Source organism: Azospirillum mesophilum (genome assembly GCF_053470405.2).
In genome coordinates, this window is record NZ_JBPXMQ020000005.1 from 214,370 (window position 1) to 232,790 (window position 18,421).

The following is an 18,421-nucleotide window of genomic DNA, read 5'->3' on the forward strand; positions in this document are numbered from 1 at the left end:
GGGCGGTGCGGTGAGGTCGATCCTCGCGCGGTGCGGGTGGGGAAGGGGGATGGTCATGGGGCGGATTCTGGTGGCGCTGATCCTGGGAATTGCGCTGTCCGGCGGGGCCGCGCGGGCCGACACGCTGGACGACGTGCGGCAGGCCGGGATGCTGCGCTGCGGGGTTTCCTCAAGCGGAGCCGGGCTGTCGGCGGTGGACGAATCCGGGCACTGGCGCGGCTTCTTCGTGGACATGTGCCGGGCGCTGGCCGCCGCCGTCACCGGCAGCGCCGACCGGATCGAGTTCGTGGAGGCCAACGCCGAAAACCGCTTCGCCATCCTGCGCAACGGCGAGGTGGACGTGGTGATGGAGGGAACCACCTGGACCCTGCAGCGCGACGCCACCTTCGGCGTCGATTTCCCGGTGGTCTATCTGTTCGACGGGCAGGGCTTCATCGTCCACCGCTCCGCCGGGATCGCGCGGGCCGCCGATCTGGTGAAGACCGCCGCGTCGGTCTGCGTGATCGAGCAGACCACCACCCTGCTCAACCTGGAGAGCTGGATCGCCCGCACCGGGGCGCGCTTCTCGATGAAGCGGGTGCGCTCGACGGAAGGGGCGCTGAGCGCCTTCTTCAACCACCATTGCGACCTGTTCACCGGCGACCGCATCGGCCTGCACGCGCAACGCCGGCTGAAGGCTCCGGACAGCAGCGACTACGTCATCCTGCCCGACGTCATCTCCAAGGAGCCGCTGGGGCCGATGGTCCGCGTGCAGGAGAAGCGTTGGTTCGACGTGGTGCGCTGGGTCTTCCTGGCCACCGTTCTGGCCGAGGAAAAGGGAATCACCTCCGCCAACGCCGCCGGCATGAAGGGCTCCGCGGACGTGGAGGTGCGCAAGCTGCTGGGCGCCGTGCCGGGGCTGGGCGCGGGACTCGGGCTGGATGACGGCTGGGGCTGGCGGGTGATCACGCAGGTCGGGAGCTACGGCGAGATGTACGACCGCCACCTCGGCGCCGGTTCCCCGCTGGGGATCGAGCGCGGGCCGAACGATCTGTGGAACAAGGGCGGGCTGATGTACGCGCCGCCGCTGGGCGGGTAGGTCCCTCTTCTCTCCGCCCCTTGCTCCATCCCGCGCCGCCCCCATGTTGGGGGGCATGTTTGGCGAACGCTTCAAATCCGGAAGCTTCGCCGCTATGGTGGCGCCTTCCGGGTGCCGTGCGACCCGCTTCAGGCAGTTTCCCAGGCCATGACCAGACCCAACACCTACCGTTCCGGTCCCGACGAGCGCGGGCATTTCGGCATCTATGGCGGCCGCTTCGTCGCCGAAACGCTGATGCCGCTGATCCTTGAGGTGGAGAAAGCCTACAAGGAGGCCAAGGCCGACCCGGCCTTCGAGGCGGAAATCCGCCAGCAGCTGAAGCAGTATGTGGGCCGGCCGAATCCGCTCTACTACGCGGAACGCCTGACGGAACAGCTCGGCGGCGCGAAGATCTACTTCAAGCGCGAGGAGCTGAACCACACCGGCGCGCACAAGATCAACAACTGCATCGGCCAGATCCTGCTCGCCCGCCGCATGGGCAAGAAGCGGATCATCGCCGAGACGGGCGCGGGCCAGCACGGGGTCGCCACCGCCACGGTCTGCGCGCTGTACGACATGCCCTGCGTGATCTACATGGGCGAGACCGACATCGCCCGCCAGCAGCCGAACGTCTTCCGCATGAAGCTTCTGGGGGCGGAGGTGGTCTCGGTCACCTCCGGCGCCAAGACGCTGAAGGACGCGATGAACGAGGCGCTGCGCGACTGGGTCTCCAACGTCGAGGACACCTACTACCTGATCGGCACGGCCGCCGGCCCGCACCCCTACCCGATGATGGTCCGCGACTTCCAGTCGGTGATCGGCGACGAGGTGCGCACCCAGATGCAGGAGCTGGAAGGCCGCCTGCCGGACACGCTGGTCGCCTGCGTCGGCGGCGGGTCCAACGCCATCGGTCTGTTCCACCCCTTCCTGGACGATCCGACCGTCCGCATGGTCGCGGTCGAGGCCGCCGGCCATGGCATCGACAAGGGTCCGCTGGAGCATGCGGCCTCCATCACCGGCGGGCGCCCCGGCGTGCTGCACGGCAACCGCACCTACCTGCTGCAGGACGAGGACGGGCAGATCATCGAGGGCCACTCGATCTCCGCCGGCCTCGACTACCCCGGCGTCGGGCCGGAGCATTCCTGGCTGCACGACATCGGCCGCGTCGAGTATGTCTCGGCCACCGACCAGGAGACGCTGGACGCCTTCCAGCTCTGCGCCCGGACGGAAGGCATCATCCCGGCGCTGGAATCCGCGCACGCGCTGGCGGAAATCGTGAAGCGCGCCCCGAAACTGCCCAAGGACCACCTGCTGGTGCTGTGCCTGTCGGGCCGCGGCGACAAGGACATCTTCTCCGTCGCCAAGCATCTGGGAGTGAACCTGTGAGCATGAATCAGGGGCGCATTGCCAAGCGCTTCGCGGCGCTGAAGGCGGAAGGCCGCGCCGGCCTCGTCACCTTCATCACGGCCGGCGATCCGGACCTGGAGACCTGCCGCGCCGTCCTGGACGGACTGCCGGCGGCCGGGGCCGACCTGATCGAGCTGGGGCTGCCCTTCTCCGACCCGATGGCCGACGGCCCGGCGATCCAGGCGGCCAGCCTGCGCGCGCTGCACGCCGGCACCACCACGCGCAAGACGCTGGAGCTGGTGCGCGGCTTCCGCCAGAAGGACGCCGACACCCCGATCATCCTGATGGGCTATTACAACCCCATCCACGCCTATGGGGTGGACCGCTTCCTGGCGGACGCCGTGGCGGCGGGGGTGGACGGGCTGATCATCGTGGACCTGCCGCCGGAAGAGGACGAGGAGCTGTGCATCCCCGCCCTGAAGGCCGGGGTGAACTTCATCCGACTGGCGACGCCGACCACGGATGAGCAGCGCCTGCCGACGGTTCTTCAGAACACCTCGGGCTTCGTCTATTACGTGTCCATCGCCGGCATCACCGGCACGGCCAGCGCCGACAACGTCGCGGTCGCCGGCGCGGTGGAGCGGCTGAAGAGCCACACCGACCTTCCTATCGCCGTCGGTTTCGGCATCAAGACGCCGGAGCAGGCCGCCAACATCGCCCGCGTGGCCGACGCGGCGGTGGTCGGCTCCGCCATCGTCACGCGCATCGCCGGCGGGCTCGACACCGAAGGCAAGGCCCGTCCGGGTCTGGCCGACGACGTTCTGGGCTTCGTGCGCGAACTGGCGGCCGGCGTGCGCCGGGCGCGCGGTTGAAGCGGATTTCGATCCGCTTTGGACCGCGACGGCGGTCCCGGCCGCACATGCGGCCGAAGCCCGGCTGGCATGTGAGGCCGAAAGAGTCTAAAGCGAATGCAAATTCGCTTTAGGGGTTTGAGGAAAGATTTGCTTCGATGAACTGGCTTACCAACTACGTCCGCCCCAAGATCCGCGCCCTCTACGCCCGCAAGGAGGTTCCGGACAACCTCTGGCACAAGTGCCCGAACTGCGAGGCGATGCTCTTCCACCGTGACCTGGAAGAGAACCTGAACGTGTGCCAGCACTGTGGCTTCCACATGCGGCTGGACCCGATCAAGCGCCTGACGACCATGTTCGACGAGGGCGAATACCAGACGGTGGAACTGCCGAAGTCGGTGGTCGACCCGCTGAAGTTCCGTGACCAGAAGCGCTACACCGACCGCCTGAAGGAGGCGCAGTCGAAGACCAGCCGGCACGACGCCATCGTCGTCGGCTCCGGCCTGATCGGCGGGCAGCCGGCGGTGGTCGCGGCCTTCGACTTCGGCTTCATGGGCGGGTCCATGGGCATCGCGGTGGGCGAGGGCATCCTGGCGGCGGCCCGCACGGCCATCGCGCAGAAGGCCGCGCTGATCGTCGTTCCGGCCTCGGGCGGCGCGCGCATGCAGGAAGGCATCCTGTCGCTGATGCAGATGCCGCGCACCACCATCGCGGTGGAGATGGTCAAGGAAGCGGGCCTGCCCTACATCGTGGTCCTGACCGACCCGACGACCGGCGGCGTCACGGCCTCCTTCGCCATGATCGGCGACATCCACATCGCCGAGAAGGGCGCGCAGATCGGTTTCGCCGGCGCCCGCGTGATCGAGAGCACGATCCGCGAGACGCTGCCGGAAGGCTTCCAGCGCTCCGAATACCTGCTGGAGCACGGCATGGTCGACATGGTCGTCCACCGCCGCGACCTGCGCCCGACCCTGTCGCGCGTGCTGGCCCTGCTGTTGCAGCCGACTCTGGCCACCGTGGCCGAGGCTGACGCGGACGAGCCGGAGGCCATTCAGCCCGCTCCCGCCAAGGCCGCCAAGGTTGCGGAGGAGGCGCGCGTGCAGGCCGAGGCCGCCGACGCCACGCCAGTGCAGGCCGGGGCCACCCCGGTCATCGCCGGGATTGCCACTGGGCAGCCGGCCTGACGATCAGGAGCATCCTCCGTGGGGACCAAGCCTGACGGGTCGCGCGCCGACCCGGTGCTCGACCGGCTGAAGGGGCTGCACCCCAAGGTCATCGACCTGTCGCTGGACCGCGTGCACCGGCTGCTCGCCGCGCTCGGCCATCCGGAACGCCGGCTGCCGCCGGTGGTGCATGTGGCCGGGACCAACGGCAAGGGCTCCACGGTCGCCTTCCTGCGCGCCATGCTGGAGGCGGCCGGGTATCGCGTGCACGTCTACACCTCCCCGCATCTGGTGCGCTTTCACGAGCGCATCCGGCTGGCCGGCAGGCTGATCGACGACGACCGGCTGGCCGCTCTGCTGGAGGAGTGCGAGGCGGCCAACGCCGGCGATCCGATCACCTTCTTCGAAGTGACGACCGTCGCCGCCTTCCTGGCCTTCGCGCGGGAGCCGGCGGACGTGGTGCTGCTGGAAACGGGGCTGGGCGGGCGGCTGGACGCCACCAACGTGGTGGACCGGCCGGCGGTGACGGCGATCACGCGCGTGTCCTGCGACCACCGCCAGTTCCTGGGCGACACGCTGGAGGCCATCGCGGGCGAGAAGGCCGGCATCTTCAAGCCGGGTGTCCCCGCCGTCATTGCCCCGCAGCCCGCCGAGGAGGCCGCACGCACCCTGGCCGCCCGCGCCGCCGCGGTTGGGGCGCCGGTCTACGGCTGGCGCGCCGTGCCGACCGAAACCGGTTTCCGCTTCGAAAGCGCCAAGCGCCGCATCGACCTGCCGCCGCCGGGCTTGGCGGGCGCGCACCAGATCGGCAACGCCGGAGTGGCGCTGGCCTGCCTCGACTATCTGCCGCTGACGGTGGGTGACGAGGCGGTGCGCCGCGGCATCGCCGCCGTGGAATGGCCCGCCCGCCTGCAACGGCTGACCCGCGGCCCGCTGGCCGAGAGCCTGCCGCCGGATTGGGAGCTGTGGCTGGATGGCGGCCACAACGACTCGGCGGGCGAAGTCCTGGCCGTACAGGCCCAGGCTTGGGCTGCGGAGACGCCGGCGCGTCCGCTGCTGATGGTCTATGGCATGCTGTCCAGCAAGGAGCCGGAGGAGTTCCTCGGGCCGCTGGCGCCCCACGTCATGGCGGCGCGCACGGTGGGGATCCCCGGCGAGGAAGCCTCCCTATCCGCCGAGGACACAGCCGCCGCCACGCGCGCCTGCGGTATCGCCGACACCGCCCCGGCGGCGGGCGTGGCGGAGGCTCTGGCCGCGCTGACGTCCCGCGTGTCCGGGCCGGCGCGCGTGCTGATCTGCGGCTCGCTCTATCTGGCGGGAACGGTGCTGGCGGAGAACGGGTAGCACCGGTCCTTACCGGCCGCGCTTCCCGTCCAGTTCCAGCATGCTGCGCAGCGCGGCGATGGTCTTGTTGAGGGGGCTGTGGTCGTCCTCGGCCCGATCGGATGTGGAGTCGCCGGACGCGGAATCGTCCCGTTTCGGCACGGGCGCCTTCGGTTCGGCCCGCGTCGGCTCCTCCGCCCTGGGCGGAGCGGGATCCTCGTTCTTCAACATGTTCACGAGGTCGAGTGGTTCGTCCTCGTCCTCACCCTCACCCTCATCTTCGGCCTCGGCGACCTTTTGGACCGCCGCGGTGGTCCTGACGGCGGCGGGCGGGGGCTCGTCCGGGTCTTCTTCCTCGACCAGGGCGCGCAGAGCCCGCAGGGCCTCCTCCATCTCCATTTCCTGGGCCGACTTCCGGGACGGCGGCGCGTCCTCCGGCTCGTCGGAATCGGCCCCGTCGTCCTGATCCCGGTCGCCCCGATCCCGGCTGGTGGGTTCCGGTTCGTCCTCGAACCTGTCGAAGACGGGCGGACGCGGCCGGCTGAAGGGCGTCACGACGCGCCGGCTGTCAGACTCCTCGGGGTCGGCGGCCGCTTCCTGGACCATGTCGCGCAGGGCGGCGATGGTCTTGTCGAGCGGCATGTCCTCCGCCGACGCCGGACGCTCCCGCCGGGGCGAGCGCTTCTCCGGATCGCGGATGGCGAAGGCGACGATTTCCTCCTCCGACGGCTCGTCCTCCGGCTCCCCGGTCGGCGGTTCGTCGTGGAAGCCGAAGGGGTCGCGGAAGGCCCCGTCGTCCTCCAGTTCCTCCTCGTCCTCCTCCAGGTCGTCCTCGAAATCGGTGCGGACCAGGGATTTGACGGAGAAGACGGGCGGCATGCCGTCGTCCTCTTCGTCGTCCTCGTCCTCGTCCTCCCCGGCATCCTGCAGACGCACGGGTTCCGGTTCGGGGCGGAGATCGTCCTTGCCGTCCTGTCCGCCGCCGTTCTTGCCGTCCCCAGCGCCATCGCCGTCGACCATGGCGCGCAGAGCCGCAAGGGTGCGGTCGAACCTGGAGAGATCGAGGTCGTCTTCCGGTTCCTCGTCCAGGCCTTCGGGCAGGCCTTCGGGCTCCGCCGGCGCCAGCTCCTGGTCGATCAGGTCGTCGGTGGCAGGCTCATCGGCGGCGGGATCGTCTTCCTGCAGCCGGGCAGCCATGTCGGCCAGCGAAATGGGCTCCCACAACGGCCTGCGCCCGTCGTCCGCCCCGCCCGGACCGTCGGCGATGAGCTGTTCCAGGGGGATGTCGGACTCGGCGGGGGAAGGCTCGTGGGCTGGGGCCGTGTCGATGGGCGCCCTGGCCGCGGCCTCCTTGACCTCATCCTCGCCCGCCTCGTCGCGGCCCCGCACGGCATCCAGCAGGCCCTGCAACGCCGCAAGCGGGCCGGCGAAAGACGGCACCGCCTCCGTCTCCTCCACATGCGTTCCACCGACCACGGTCAGGGGCGGGGGCGCCGGGCGGCTTTCCGTGTCGCGGGAATCGCACTTCGAACAGCGATAGTGCGGGGCGATGGACAGCACGGGGTAATTGGGGCCGAACCGCCGGCTCATGTCGGCACGCGGCAGCACGCCCTCGTGTCCGCAGGTGCGGCAGCGGACGTGCACATCGACCTCGATGTCGCGCAGGTACAGCATGCGTGCCATCGGCGCAGTATACGCAGCGGCGGCGTCAAGCCCAGCGGATTCCACGCACCGGAGCCCCGCAGGCGTGCCGCTTGCGGTGACCTTTTCGGTCAGCCGATGTTGCCAGATTTCGCGCTGAACCCGCGCGCAAACCATGTTATAAGCGTTGCGGCGCGTCCGTAGCTCAGCAGGATAGAGCACAGGATTCCTAATCCTGGGGCCGTGGGTTCGAATCCCGCCGGGCGCACCATTCCCTTTTTGAAAGCGCGGAATCAGACCGGAAGCGGGGCGGCCGAAGCCACCCCGTCGTCGACGGATTCGATCCGGTCAGGCCTCGACCGTGATCAGGCGCATCATGCCCTGGTCCTCGTGGGCGAGCGTGTGGCAGTGGAAGACGAAGGTGCCGTCGTAGTCGAGGAAGCGCGTGCGCAGGCGCACGCGGCCGTGCGGCGGGATCGTCACCGTGTCCAGCCAGCGGCCCGGCGGGATGGGGACGGGCAGGCCGTCGGCCTCGATCACCTGGAACGGGTTGATGTGGATGTGGAACGGGTGCGGGTCGTTGGTCTGGTTGGTCAAGACCCACTCCTCCGCGGTGCCGAGCTTGGCGGTGAAGCCCTTTTCGTCGGCCGCGAAGGGGCGGCCGTCGATGGTCCAGGTCCAGTTGGGCAGCGTGCCCACTTGGCCGAAGCCGACGCGGCGGCCCTTGACGATTTCCGACTCCGCGATGGGCTTCAGGTGGCCGCCGAAGTCGGCGGCGTAGTTCACCAGCGCGCCTTCAAAGAGCGGCATGTCGCCCTTTTCCTCGGTCACCGTCACGCTGGCGATGGGGCCGTAGGTCACGCCGAAGTTGCTGCCGCCGTCCAGGGTATAGGTGCCGGGCTTGTCCACGGCCTTCACCAGCAGCTCCGCCCGGTTGCCGGGGGCGAGGAAGATGGCCTCGCTGCGCTCCGTCTTCTCCAGCGGGTTGCCGTCGAAGCCCAGCGCCACGAAGCCGTGCTCCTTCAGCCGCAGCGTCAGGAACCGGTCGTGCGTGGCGTTGACGAGGCGCCAGCGCTGCACCTCGCCGCGCTTCATGCGGATGGTCGGCTGCTTCTGGCCGTTGACGTAGACCTGCGTGCCGTTGTCGAGCGTGGCGTAGCTTTCAAGCTGGCCGCGCGCGTCCACCGGCAGGCTTTGCAGCAGCATCACCACGTCCTTGGCCTTGGCGATGTCCTGGATGGCGTCCACCTTGCCCTCCACGATCAGGGCGCCGGCCATGCCGCTGGCGACCTGGAGCGCCACCGAGCCGTGCTCGTGCGCGTGGTAGAAGTTCAGGCCGCAGGGGTGGTTCGCCGGGATCGCGTAGGAATAGGCCTGGCTCTGGCCCGGCTGCACGGTCAGCAGAATGTTGTCCGCCGGCGAGCGCGGCGAGACGTGCAGGCCGTGGACGTGCATGTTCGTGACGTTGAAGTTGTGCGGCACGTTGAGGCCGGAGATGCCGGGAATCGCCTCCGTCCCATGATGCCCGTGCCCGCCGGTCGCGGACGCCGTGACGACGTTTTCCATCGGCAGGCGGTTGGCGAGCGTGAGGGCCAGCGTGTCCCCGGCGCGGACGCGCAGCGTGCGCGGGCGGGGGGCGCCGTCATAGCCGCGCAGCGTCACCGCGCGGCCGGCGAGATTGTAGGTGCTGTAAATGGCGTCGATGGCGACGCTCAGGCGGCGCTCGTCCAGCGGAGTGATCAGCTCGTCCGCCGCCGGGGCGGGGGCTGCGGCCGGTGCTGTGGCCGGCGCGGTGCCGCCCTGCGCGGAGGAGGCGCCGCCTTGCGACGCACCACCCTGCGAAGCGCCGCCCTTGCGGGGCAGGCAGGCGGACAGGGCGACGGCGCTGGCGCCGGCGAACAGCGTGCGCCGGGTGAGGGTGCGCCGGGTGAGCGACGGCATCGTGAAACGGTCATTCATGGCCGGATCTCCCTGGCTCAGCCCTGGCCGAAATTGGCGTGGATCTGGTCGGCGGCCCGCAGCGCCAGCGCGGCGGCGGTCATCGACGGCGACACGATGCCGGTCGTCGGGTAGACGCCGGTCCCGATGATGTACAGGTTCGGATGGTCGTGGGCGCGGCAGTAGGAATCGACAACCGAATCGCCCGCGTTGCTGCCCATGCGGGTGGTCCCGGCGATCACCGCCGCGTCGATGTCGGGTTCGGCGCGCTGGCGCGTCTCCTTCGGCACGCCCATCTGGTCGAGGATCGCGTCGTGCATCGCCTTGGCAACGGCGATGCCGCGCTCCGTGTACTCGTCCCAGGTGAAGGTGATCTTGGGGCGCGGCAGGCCCAGCGCGTCGCGGCGCGTCTCGTCCAGCTCGACCCGGTTGCCGTCGAGCGGCAGAACGTCGACCATGGAGCCCAGCACCACCTCGCGCGCCGTCTGCTTCTCCAGCGCGTCGGCCAGCTCGGCGCCGAACAGGCCCTTGGAGATCAGCGTCTGCGCGCGCTGCGCCGGCCCCAGCGTGGCGTTGAAGCCGCCGTTGACGAAGTTGGTGGCGATGGCCGCGTGGTCCTTGCGGAAGTCGCCGTCGCGCAACGCCTTCAGCCCGCCGGTCGCGCTGACCGGGCCGCGGTAGGGGTAGGTCGGGTTGGGCGCCAGCCCCATGGTGTTGACGTCGGCCAGCGCGATCAGGTTGCGCCCAACCTTGCCGGAGGAGTTGGCGACGCCGTTCGGCGTGCGCTCGCCCTTCGACATCAGCAGCAGCTTCGGCGTCTCGATGGCGTGGGCGGCCAGGATATAGCGCTTGCCCGTGGCGCGGCCCTCCCACCCGTCGGGATGGCGGTAGCGTACCCCGGCGACCATGCCGTCGGCCCCGACCTCGATGCGGTGCACGACGCGCTTGTCGAGCACGCGCGCGCCCAGCAGTTCCGCCTTCGTCACATGGACGCTGGCGTCGTACTTGGCGGCGATGGGGCAGAGGAAGCGGCAGGACGCGTTGCCGCAGCACTGCGGCCGGCCGTCGTAGGGGACGGAGTTGCGCGCGTGCGGGTAGGGGCCGTAGGCGAGATCGACCGGGCCGAAGGCCTTGCCGTTGCACGCGTAGCTGAACGACGTCGCCTTCGCCGCGCCGCCGATCTGGTGGTCGCAGTAGGTCATCGGCACCTTGGGCAGCGGGAAGGTCTCCCCCTGCCGGTCGGGGCCGATGTAGTCCGACGCGTCGCCCGACACGCCCCATTCCTGCTCCACCCGCAGGTAATAGGGCAGGATGTCGCTGTAGGCGATCGGCCAGTCCACGCCCACGCCGTAGGCCGACTTCATGCGGAAATCGTTGGGGTAGTGGCGCTCCGCATGGCCGGTCCAGTGCCAGGAGGTGCCGCCCACCCCGCGCACGTAGATGGCGCTGAAGGTCTTCGGCCCCTGCTGGACGTAGTAGTTGCCGAAGTCCGTGTCGTCCGGCTGCGGCGCGTACCAGCTGTTCTCGTAGGGCGCGTTGGAGCCCTTGCCGGGCGAGGCGCGGAAACGCTCCAGCGCCTCCACCCGGTCGATGCGCGGGCCGGCGTCCAGCAGGATCACGGAATGGCCGTAGCGGGCAAGCTGGTAGGCGGCGAGGCCGCCGGCGACGCCGGCGCCGATGATGACCACGTCGGCGGAGATCCCTTCCACGACGTTCGAATGTTCGTGCTTCATGGCGGGGTTCCTTTACGCCCTGTCGGCTTTGGTGCCGGCTTTGGTATCGGGCTTGGGCTGAGCGGCGGCGACCGGCTGGTAGGCCTGTTCCCAATAGCCGAAGAAGCCGCCGCAGGTGGCCGGCGGCTTGGTGAAGGCGCAGGCCCGCCACATCAGCGCGTCGTTGTAGAAAAGCACCGTCTGGCCGCCGTCGGCGGCGCTGGCGCCGGTGTACCAGGTGGCGGTCAGGGCCTGCGCCGCCGGCAGCAGCCCGTGCTCCAGCAGCACGTCCTTCAGCGGCCGGCCGCTCGGCGCGTCGTTCACCACCCGCACCAGCTTTTCCAGCACCGGCGCGCCGTGGACGGGCGCCAGCGTGTCCCACACCGTCTGCGCGAGGTCGAGGTAGGAGGCGCCCAGCCGGACGCCCGTCAGCTTTTCCGACGCCTGCATCAGCGGCGAGGCCGCGGCCGCGGCCGGGGCGGCGGCCGGCGCGTGCAGGGCCGCCGGGGCGAGGGCCGTCGCGGCGATGCCGGCCATGCCGGCGAGGATGTCGCGGCGGCTCGGCTCGGCCGGCGGCGTGGATGGGGATTCGGGCATGGGGCTTCCTCCGGGTAGAGCAACTCGGCGGAATTGACTATTTGTTTGATAATAGATTATTGTCAAACAACAAGGCAAGTCGTGAGTGCGCGGGAATGGCTATTAATGGTTGCGTTGAACGCGGCTGCGCGCCCTACGATCCCCCTTCCCCGGAGAATGTTCTCGAACCGCGGCGGCGTTGTACGATTTTCGTATCCGGCCGGGATCACGGGTGCGCGGCTTCGGAACGGACCCGATGCCGCGCACCTCCCCATTCATTGGCCGAGGAGATGGATGTTGGGAATGATTTGATTTTCCGGCTGCGTGAATTCGATCATGTAACGCCCGTCGATGTCCGTAATCCTCATGTTTGGAATCAGGAAGGCGCGGGCGCCGATGTGGTCCTTGATCTCGGATTCAGCATTCCTCCAGTCTTTGATCTGGCAGATGCTTTTTTCCATCTGATCATCGCTGCACAGCTTTTTTTCCGGCAAATCTCGGCGGGAGAATCCCAACGGGTGCCAGTCTTCGCTGATGTCACCGATAAATTCGCGCGCAAAATACTCATTTTTACACATGAACTCTATCGCTGCCTCGCAATACCTTTCATAAAATCCTCCGTAAGATGGCCAGCTGTATGAGGCGATGTTTTCGCTTTCGAGGTCTTCCAGAAGCGCTGACTTGCCTTGTTGATCGGTTGGCTTGAAGCGGCTGTCGATATCCAGGCGATAGAAATCCTTTTTCGGCGCGGAAGGGGAGTTTTCAATCTGGCGGACGACCTGAAGCAACCCGCGCGCATTGACCGGGCGGAGCGGTTGGCCCAGCGGGATGGGGAATATGAAGGCTGAAACATGCTGTCCCGACCTGAAAGCTCCTCCAGTCCGCCGGACTGCCTCGGCCACGGTGTAGCCGCGAAGCTCGTCGTAATCGGCCACGAACGTGAACTGCTGGGTCGGTTTGCCCAGATGGGTGATCTTGCTCAAGGACAGGTCGGGTTGTGAAACGGGGTCATAGGCGACCAGCCTGATCAGGTGCGAAACTCGCTTGTTGCTGCGCAGGTTTTCCATCACCTCCGCCGTCGTCGAGTGGGGGATGGTGGCTGTGGGCCGGATGCTGGCAGGCGGCCGGATGGTGATCGCGACGGCAACGGCGGCGAAAAGGCCGCTGCCGATGAAGGACATGAAAAGAAACACCTTGAGCCAGGGAGGAACCTGATTGGCATCCAAAGCCAACGCCCTCTGGATACAACGAACCGTGATCAGCAGAAGAATAAATCCGATGGTGAAAAGCGTCGTGGCTGTTTGGCTTTCTCTGATCATTCTGATCAACGTGCCGATGGCGTCGACGACGTCGTTCAGATCGCCGGCAATGGTGACGCCGGCTGTGTGTGGTTCGGTCATGGGGCCTCCTTCGCGGTGGCTGGCCACTCCCGCGCAGTAGCAACAGACGAAGGGGTGTTGCGGGCGCGCGGTGTGCCTTCGCCACGGTGCCGGGGTGCACCGTGGCCAGTCAGTGGACGAACTTGCCGGTGCCCAGAGTCATCGCTAGAAGCCACGCAAATTATTAAAATGATTGCCGCGCTGTCTTTTGGCTGCATCGCCTTTCAGGTCCGGCAGCCAATCATCGATCGCCGACGGTGCGTCGCTGATCCCTCGACTCAGCCGGTAACCGCGCCGGAGGGCTTCGGAAGCGTGCCGCCGATGATTTCCGATATCAATGGGTATATTGTGTGATGCCTGTTTGAGGTAATGTTTCATTGAGTATGAATTGCCGCAACCCGGAATGCATACTTACGAATGCAAAAGGCGGGCGCTTTTTGATGTGCGATCGACGCCCGCCGGAACCGGTGCTCGCGCGTCGACATGTCGCCGGAAGAGTCCTTTCCTTTGTGGTGGGCGTGGCTAAATATTGGGTGACCGGACGGATCCATCGCGACGGGTGGCAGGAGGACCGCGTGACGACTCTGAAGGAGTTCGAGGAAGCCCTGAAGGCCGCGGGCAACGAGGCCGCTTTGGAAACCCTGAACACGCTTCGCGCGCGCGACCGGGCGAACCGGTCGATCCGGCCGGCGCGGCGGCTGGTCGGGCGGAAGATGACCCCGGAACTGGCGGCGGAGATCCTGCGCCTGCACCGCACCACCGACATGACCCAGCAGGAGATCGCCTTCAGCCTGGGCGTCAACCAGGGCCGGGTGAACGAAGTCATCAAGCGCGGCAAGTGGCTGGACGGCGACCCGAACGCGCCGGAGGCCATCGCCCGCGACAATGCGAAGGAACGGGCGAAGGCGGGCGTCGGCATCGCCCCGCGCCGGGCGCCCAAGCCGAAAGCCGCGACGCCGGCCGCCGAGACGGCGGTTTCTCCCAAGCCCGCCGCTGAGAAGAAGAAGCAGGAAAAGAAGACGCCGGAGAAGAAGACCCCTCCCAAGGGGCCGCAGGCGCAGCTTCTGTTCGACGGGATTTGACTGGGCGGGATTTGACTGGGCGGGATTTGACCGGCTACGCGACCTCCGCGTGGCGGGAGAAGCGGGCGCGGTATTCGGCCGGGCCGATGCCGTACAGCTTCTGGAAGACGCGGCGCAGGGTCTGCTCGTCGCCGAAGCCGGTGTCGGCGGCGATGCACTTCAGCGGGGCGTCGGTGCGCTCCAGGGCGCCGCAGGCCGCCTCCAGCCGCATCGCCTGCACCGTCTTGGCCGGGGTGCGCCCTATCCGGGCGGCGTAGACGCGGGCGAAGGTGCGCGGGGACATGCCGGCCTGCTCGGCCAGCCGCTCGATGCGCAGGTCCTCGCGCAGGTGCGCGGCGATCCAGGCGTGCAGGTCGCGGAAGGCGCCGTCCCGCGTGGACTGCACGGACAGCGGCACGCTGAACTGCGACTGCCCGCCCGGCCGCTTCATGAAGACAACCAGTTGCCGCGCCGTGGCGATGGCCAGCGCGTGGCCGAGGTCCGCCTCGATCAGCGCCAGCGCGAGGTCGATCCCGGCGGTGACCCCGGCGGAGGTCCAGACCGGGCCGTCCTTCAGGAAAATCGGGTCGGGATCGACGCGGACGGCGGGGTGAAGCCGTTGCAGACGGTCGGCCCAGTTCCAGTGGGTGGTGGCCCGCCGCCCGTCCAGCAGCCCGGCCGCCGCCAGCATGAACGCCCCCGTGCAGACGGAGCAGGGGCGCGGCACCCCCGGCGCCCGCCGGCGCAGCCACTCCACCAGCGCCGGCGGCGTGGGGGGATGGCCGTTCGGGCTGCCGCCGGGGACGATCAGCGTGTGGATCTCCTGGCCGTCCAGCGCCGCCAGAGGCTCCGTCACGATGGGCAGGCCGGGGGAGGTGATGACCGTGCCGCCCTCGGCCGACAGGATCCGCAGCTCGTAGGGCGGGGGCAGCCCGGCCTCCCCCGCCAGCCGCCCGGCGGTCTGGAAGGCCTGCAACGGCCCGCTGACGTCGATCAGGTTGACGCCGTCGTAGGTCGGCATGGCGATGCGCTTCGGGCCAACCAGCGAGAGGGCCAGCGAGAGGGCGGGGGGCGTCGGGGACAGCATGGCCGAAGTCTACTCCGCCGCTTCCGCCGGCGCGAGGGCGGTCGCGCGCCGCTCGGCCATCATCCACCACAGGGTCATCAGGGCGGCGAGCGCCAGCATGGGCAGCACCATCACGTTCAGGGCCGGCCACCCATAGCGCTCCAGCAGCGGCCCCGCCGCGAGCGTCGCGGCGGCGGTGACGACGTAGCGGACCAGCTCCGCCACGCCCTGCACCTTGGCGCGCTCGGCCGGGCGGTAGGACTGGGCCAGCAGCGTCGTCCCGCCGACGAACATGAAGTTCCAGCCGATGCCCAGGCACAGCAGGGCGATAGTGAAGGCCGTCAGGTCGGCGGAGGCCACCGCCACGGCGGCGCAGACCACGTTCAGCGCCATCCCGGCGAACAGCATCGGCGCGAGCCCGTAGCGCTGGATCAGCGCGCCCGCGAAGAAGGACGGGGCGTACATGCCGACCATGTGCCACTGGATGATGTTGGCGCCGTCGTCGATGCTGTGGTGACCGGCCACGGCGGCGAGCGGGGCCGCCGTCATCACCAGCATCATCACCGCCGACCCGATCACGTTGTTGGCGACGGAGGCGACGAAGATCGGCTGGCGGACCACCACCGCCAGCGGGCGCGGCGGCTCGGCCACCTGCGCCGCATCCGCGCCGTGCTGCGGCGTGTCGCGGTAGAAGACGGCCAGCAGCACCATCGACAACAGGCCGAGCAGCGCCACCATCAGATAGGCCCCGGCGAACAGCGCCGTCGGGAACAGGTCCTTGCTCCAGGCCGCCAGAAGCGGGCCGAGGATCGCGGCGGCCACCCCGCCGGTCAGCACGCGGGACACCGCGCGGCTCTTCTCCGCCGGCCCGACCGCGTCGGCGGCGGCGAGGCGGTAGTATTGCGCGAAGGCCTGGAACACGCCCACGGCGGCGGTGCCGACGCAGAAAACCCAGAAGTCGCCGTGCATGACCGCCCACACGGAGACGGCCCCGCCGACCGCCCCGGACAGCGCGCCCAGCGTGAAGCCCAGCCGCCGCCCCAGCCGCTGCATCAGGAAGGACGCCGCCAGCGTGATCACCGCGCCCGATACCGTGATGAGCGCGAAGGGCAGGGTCGCCAGCATCTTGTCCGGCGCAAGCTGGTAGCCGGTCAGCCCGGTCAGCGTCAGGTCGATGGAAATGGCGGCCGTGAACAGCCCCTGGCACAGGGCGAGGATCCAGGCGTCCCGGCGGCCGGGCGAGTGGGGGGAGGGCATGGGGGATCTCCGTTCGACCAGTCTATGCGTGGTCGGGAAATCCTAGCCGGCCCGGCTCTGGCAACAATGACAACGGACCGTCAATTTCTGCCAGGGGAAAGGCTTAAAATGCCCCTCTCCCTTGAGGGGAGAGGGGTTGGGGTGAGGGTGTTTACGGCCGGATGGCCGGAAAAGGGCCGTTCGCTGGCATATACAGCCCCTATCGGGGCTCCCCCTCATCCCAACCCTTCTCCCCCGGAGGGGAGAAGGGCTTTATGGGCACTTCACGCCTTCAAACGATACCCCGTGCGGAAGATCCACCACACCGCGCCCAGGCAGATCACCAGGAACAGCGCGGTCATGGCGAGGCTCAGCGCCACGGGGACGTCGGCGGCGCCGTAGAAGCTCCAGCGGAAGCCGCTGACCAGATAGACGACCGGGTTGAACAGCGTCACCTTCTGCCAGAAGGGCGGCAGCATGCTGACCGAATAGAAGCTGCCGCCCAGGAAGGCCAGAGGCGTGACGATCAGCAGGGGCACGATCTGCAGCTTCTCCCACCCGTCGGCCCAGATGCCCAGGATGAAGCCCAGCAGGCTGAAGGTGACCGAGGTCAGCACCAGGAAGGCCACCATCCAGACCGGGTGCGCGATGGAGAAGTCCACGAACAGCCGCGCCGTCAGCAGGATCAGCGTGCCCAGGATGATCGACTTGGTCGCCGCCGCCCCGACATAGCCGACCACCGTCTCGAAGGCGGAGATGGGGGCCGACAGCACCTCGTAGATCGTGCCGGAATAGCGCGGCATGTAGATGCCGAAAGAGGCGTTCGACACGCTTTCCGTCAGCACCGACATCATGACGAGGCCGGGCACCAGGAAGGCGCCGTAGCTGATGCCCTCCACCGCCGTGAAGCGGGAGCCGATGGCCGCGCCGAACACGATGAAATAGAGGGACGTGGAGATCACCGGCCCGGCGATGCTCTGGAACAGTGTGCGCCAGGTGCGCGCCAGCTCGAACAGGTAGATGGCCTTGATCGCGTGCAGGTTCATCACGCGCGCTCCTTCACCAAGCTGACGAAGATCTCCTCCAGGGAGCTTTCCTCCGTGCGCAGGTTCGTGAAGTCGATCCCGTGGTCGCCCAGCTTGCGCAGCAGGCCGGCGATGCCGGTGTGCTCGTGCTGGCTGTCGAAGCTGTAGACCAGCTCCCGCCCGTCGTCGGACAGGGTCAGGGGATAGCCGGACAGTTCGGGCGGAATGGTCTCCAGCGGGCTTTGCAGGTGCAGGGTCAGCAGCCGCTTGCCCAGCTTTTCCATCAGCGCGGCCTTCTCCTCCACCAGGATGATGCGGCCTCCGGAGATGACGCCGATGCTGTCGGCCATCTCCTCCGCCTCCTCGATGTAGTGGGTGGTCAGGATGATGGTCACGCCGCTTTCGCGCAGGCGGCCGATCATCTCCCACATGCCGCGGCGCAGTTCCACGTCCACGCCGGCGGTCGGCTCGTCCAGGAACAGGATGCGCGGCTCGTGCGACAGCGCCTTGGCGATCATGACACGCCGCTTCATGCCGCCGGACAGCGCCATGACCTTGCTGTCTTTCTTGTCCCACAGGGACAGGTCCTTCAGGATCTTCTCGATCAGGGCGGGGTTGGGCGGCTTGCCGAACAGGCCACGGCTGAAGCTGACGGTGGCCCAGACGCTCTCGAACGCCTCGGTCGTCAGCTCCTGCGGGACCAGCCCGATCAGGGAGCGGGCGGCGCGCCAGTCGCGCACGATGTCGTGGCCGTCCACCGTCACGGTCCCGGCGGTCGCCCGCACGATGCCGCAGACGATGCTGATCAGCGTCGTCTTGCCGGCGCCGTTGGGGCCGAGCAGCGCGAAGATCTCCCCGCGCCCGATGGCGAGGTCGATCCCCTTCAAGGCCTGGAAGCCGGACGCGTAGGTCTTTTCCAGGCCACGGATCTGAATGATCGGCTGCATGTCCCTCTCTGATTTTCCCCCTCTTCGAGGGGCACGGGTTCGTCCTGCTGTCGCGCCACCTTAGCGGGTGCGGGGCTTCGGCGGAATCCGAACATCCGC

General features: G+C 68.5%; 15 protein-coding genes and 1 tRNA gene. 7 read left to right on the top strand and 9 right to left on the bottom strand.

All coding sequences use genetic code 11. The features are described from left to right. Positions 1 to 55 precede the first annotated feature (55 nt). The 5 genes from ACSVC7_RS08130 to ACSVC7_RS08150 all read left to right on the top strand — a co-directional run bounded on the left by ACSVC7_RS08130 (position 56) and on the right by ACSVC7_RS08150 (position 5,762). Positions 56 to 1,078 carry an amino acid ABC transporter substrate-binding protein gene (locus ACSVC7_RS08130; protein WP_448203558.1) on the top strand — a complete coding sequence of 341 codons (1,023 nt, stop codon included), beginning with the start codon at positions 56 to 58 and terminating at the stop codon, positions 1,076 to 1,078. A 147-nt stretch (positions 1,079 to 1,225) separates the two neighbouring features. Next, positions 1,226 to 2,443: a tryptophan synthase subunit beta gene (trpB, locus tag ACSVC7_RS08135; protein ID WP_448203557.1), complete on the top strand. Its 1,218-nt coding sequence runs from the start codon at positions 1,226 to 1,228 to the stop codon at positions 2,441 to 2,443. Positions 2,444 to 2,445: 2 nt separating this feature from the next. Further along, positions 2,446 to 3,276 carry a tryptophan synthase subunit alpha gene (gene trpA, locus ACSVC7_RS08140; RefSeq protein WP_448203744.1) on the top strand — a complete coding sequence of 277 codons (831 nt, stop codon included), beginning with the start codon at positions 2,446 to 2,448 and terminating at the stop codon, positions 3,274 to 3,276. Between the two features lie 137 nt (positions 3,277 to 3,413). Continuing rightward, on the top strand, positions 3,414 to 4,439 hold the full coding sequence (gene accD, locus ACSVC7_RS08145; RefSeq protein WP_448203556.1) for an acetyl-CoA carboxylase, carboxyltransferase subunit beta: 1,026 nt from the start codon (positions 3,414 to 3,416) through the stop codon (positions 4,437 to 4,439). An 18-nt stretch (positions 4,440 to 4,457) separates the two neighbouring features. Further along, positions 4,458 to 5,762 carry a bifunctional folylpolyglutamate synthase/dihydrofolate synthase gene (locus tag ACSVC7_RS08150; RefSeq protein ID WP_448203555.1) on the top strand — a complete coding sequence of 435 codons (1,305 nt, stop codon included), beginning with the start codon at positions 4,458 to 4,460 and terminating at the stop codon, positions 5,760 to 5,762. 9 nt (positions 5,763 to 5,771) lie between these two features. Here the strand turns inward: ACSVC7_RS08150 and ACSVC7_RS08155 are convergent, their stop codons facing one another. After that, positions 5,772 to 7,415 carry a hypothetical protein gene (locus ACSVC7_RS08155; protein ID WP_448203554.1) on the bottom strand — a complete coding sequence of 548 codons (1,644 nt, stop codon included), beginning with the start codon at positions 7,413 to 7,415 and terminating at the stop codon, positions 5,772 to 5,774. 161 nt (positions 7,416 to 7,576) lie between these two features. Here ACSVC7_RS08155 and ACSVC7_RS08160 point away from each other — a divergent pair. Continuing rightward, positions 7,577 to 7,653, top strand: a tRNA-Arg gene (locus ACSVC7_RS08160). A 77-nt stretch (positions 7,654 to 7,730) separates the two neighbouring features. Here the strand turns inward: ACSVC7_RS08160 and ACSVC7_RS08165 are convergent. The 4 genes from ACSVC7_RS08165 to ACSVC7_RS08180 form a co-directional block, all read right to left on the bottom strand. After that, positions 7,731 to 9,341: a multicopper oxidase family protein gene (locus tag ACSVC7_RS08165; RefSeq protein WP_448203553.1), complete on the bottom strand. Its 1,611-nt coding sequence runs from the start codon at positions 9,339 to 9,341 to the stop codon at positions 7,731 to 7,733. Positions 9,342 to 9,358: 17 nt separating this feature from the next. Next, positions 9,359 to 11,053 carry an FAD-dependent oxidoreductase gene (locus ACSVC7_RS08170; RefSeq protein WP_448203552.1) on the bottom strand — a complete coding sequence of 565 codons (1,695 nt, stop codon included), beginning with the start codon at positions 11,051 to 11,053 and terminating at the stop codon, positions 9,359 to 9,361. A 12-nt stretch (positions 11,054 to 11,065) separates the two neighbouring features. After that, positions 11,066 to 11,629 (bottom strand): sugar dehydrogenase complex small subunit, encoded by a 564-nt coding sequence (locus ACSVC7_RS08175; RefSeq protein ID WP_448203551.1) that lies wholly within the window; start codon positions 11,627 to 11,629, stop codon positions 11,066 to 11,068. Positions 11,630 to 11,883: 254 nt separating this feature from the next. Then, on the bottom strand, positions 11,884 to 13,008 hold the full coding sequence (locus ACSVC7_RS08180) for a hypothetical protein (protein WP_448203550.1): 1,125 nt from the start codon (positions 13,006 to 13,008) through the stop codon (positions 11,884 to 11,886). Between the two features lie 554 nt (positions 13,009 to 13,562). On the opposite strand from ACSVC7_RS08180, the gene ACSVC7_RS08185 reads away from it, so the two are divergent. Continuing rightward, entirely contained in the window at positions 13,563 to 14,069 is a 507-nt protein-coding gene (locus ACSVC7_RS08185; RefSeq protein WP_448203549.1) for a sigma factor-like helix-turn-helix DNA-binding protein, read from the top strand. A 34-nt stretch (positions 14,070 to 14,103) separates the two neighbouring features. On the opposite strand, the gene ACSVC7_RS08190 is transcribed toward ACSVC7_RS08185, so the two are convergent. From ACSVC7_RS08190 to ACSVC7_RS08205, 4 genes are all read right to left on the bottom strand, one after another. Beyond that, on the bottom strand, positions 14,104 to 15,135 hold the full coding sequence (locus ACSVC7_RS08190) for a GlxA family transcriptional regulator (RefSeq protein WP_448203548.1): 1,032 nt from the start codon (positions 15,133 to 15,135) through the stop codon (positions 14,104 to 14,106). Between the two features lie 9 nt (positions 15,136 to 15,144). Beyond that, positions 15,145 to 16,371, bottom strand: coding sequence for an MFS transporter (locus ACSVC7_RS08195; protein ID WP_448203547.1), 1,227 nt, complete (start codon positions 16,369 to 16,371; stop codon positions 15,145 to 15,147). Between the two features lie 263 nt (positions 16,372 to 16,634). Continuing rightward, complete coding sequence (locus ACSVC7_RS08200; protein WP_448203546.1) at positions 16,635 to 17,396, bottom strand: ABC transporter permease; 762 nt, start codon at positions 17,394 to 17,396, stop codon at positions 16,635 to 16,637. Further along, positions 17,396 to 18,322 (bottom strand): ABC transporter ATP-binding protein, encoded by a 927-nt coding sequence (locus ACSVC7_RS08205; protein WP_448203545.1) that lies wholly within the window; start codon positions 18,320 to 18,322, stop codon positions 17,396 to 17,398. Before ACSVC7_RS08205 ends, ACSVC7_RS08200 begins: the two co-directional genes overlap by 1 nt. Between the last annotated feature and the right edge of the window lie 99 nt (positions 18,323 to 18,421).

Bases quoted from the DNA above. Each gene is read 5' to 3' on its own strand.
- ACSVC7_RS08180 (WP_448203550.1), bottom strand. From the start codon at position 13,008: ATGACCGAACCACACACAGCCGGCGTCACCATTGCCGGCGATCTGAAC.
- accD (WP_448203556.1), top strand. From the start codon at position 3,414: ATGAACTGGCTTACCAACTACGTCCGCCCCAAGATCCGCGCCCTCTAC.
- ACSVC7_RS08165 (WP_448203553.1), bottom strand. From the start codon at position 9,341: ATGAATGACCGTTTCACGATGCCGTCGCTCACCCGGCGCACCCTCACC.
- ACSVC7_RS08175 (WP_448203551.1), bottom strand. From the start codon at position 11,629: ATGCCCGAATCCCCATCCACGCCGCCGGCCGAGCCGAGCCGCCGCGAC.
- ACSVC7_RS08190 (WP_448203548.1), bottom strand. From the start codon at position 15,135: ATGCTGTCCCCGACGCCCCCCGCCCTCTCGCTGGCCCTCTCGCTGGTT.
- ACSVC7_RS08130 (WP_448203558.1), top strand. From the start codon at position 56: ATGGGGCGGATTCTGGTGGCGCTGATCCTGGGAATTGCGCTGTCCGGC.
- ACSVC7_RS08155 (WP_448203554.1), bottom strand. From the start codon at position 7,415: ATGCTGTACCTGCGCGACATCGAGGTCGATGTGCACGTCCGCTGCCGC.
- ACSVC7_RS08195 (WP_448203547.1), bottom strand. From the start codon at position 16,371: ATGCCCTCCCCCCACTCGCCCGGCCGCCGGGACGCCTGGATCCTCGCC.
- trpA (WP_448203744.1), top strand. From the start codon at position 2,446: ATGAATCAGGGGCGCATTGCCAAGCGCTTCGCGGCGCTGAAGGCGGAA.
- ACSVC7_RS08205 (WP_448203545.1), bottom strand. From the start codon at position 18,322: ATGCAGCCGATCATTCAGATCCGTGGCCTGGAAAAGACCTACGCGTCC.
- ACSVC7_RS08170 (WP_448203552.1), bottom strand. From the start codon at position 11,053: ATGAAGCACGAACATTCGAACGTCGTGGAAGGGATCTCCGCCGACGTG.
- ACSVC7_RS08200 (WP_448203546.1), bottom strand. From the start codon at position 17,396: ATGAACCTGCACGCGATCAAGGCCATCTACCTGTTCGAGCTGGCGCGC.
- trpB (WP_448203557.1), top strand. From the start codon at position 1,226: ATGACCAGACCCAACACCTACCGTTCCGGTCCCGACGAGCGCGGGCAT.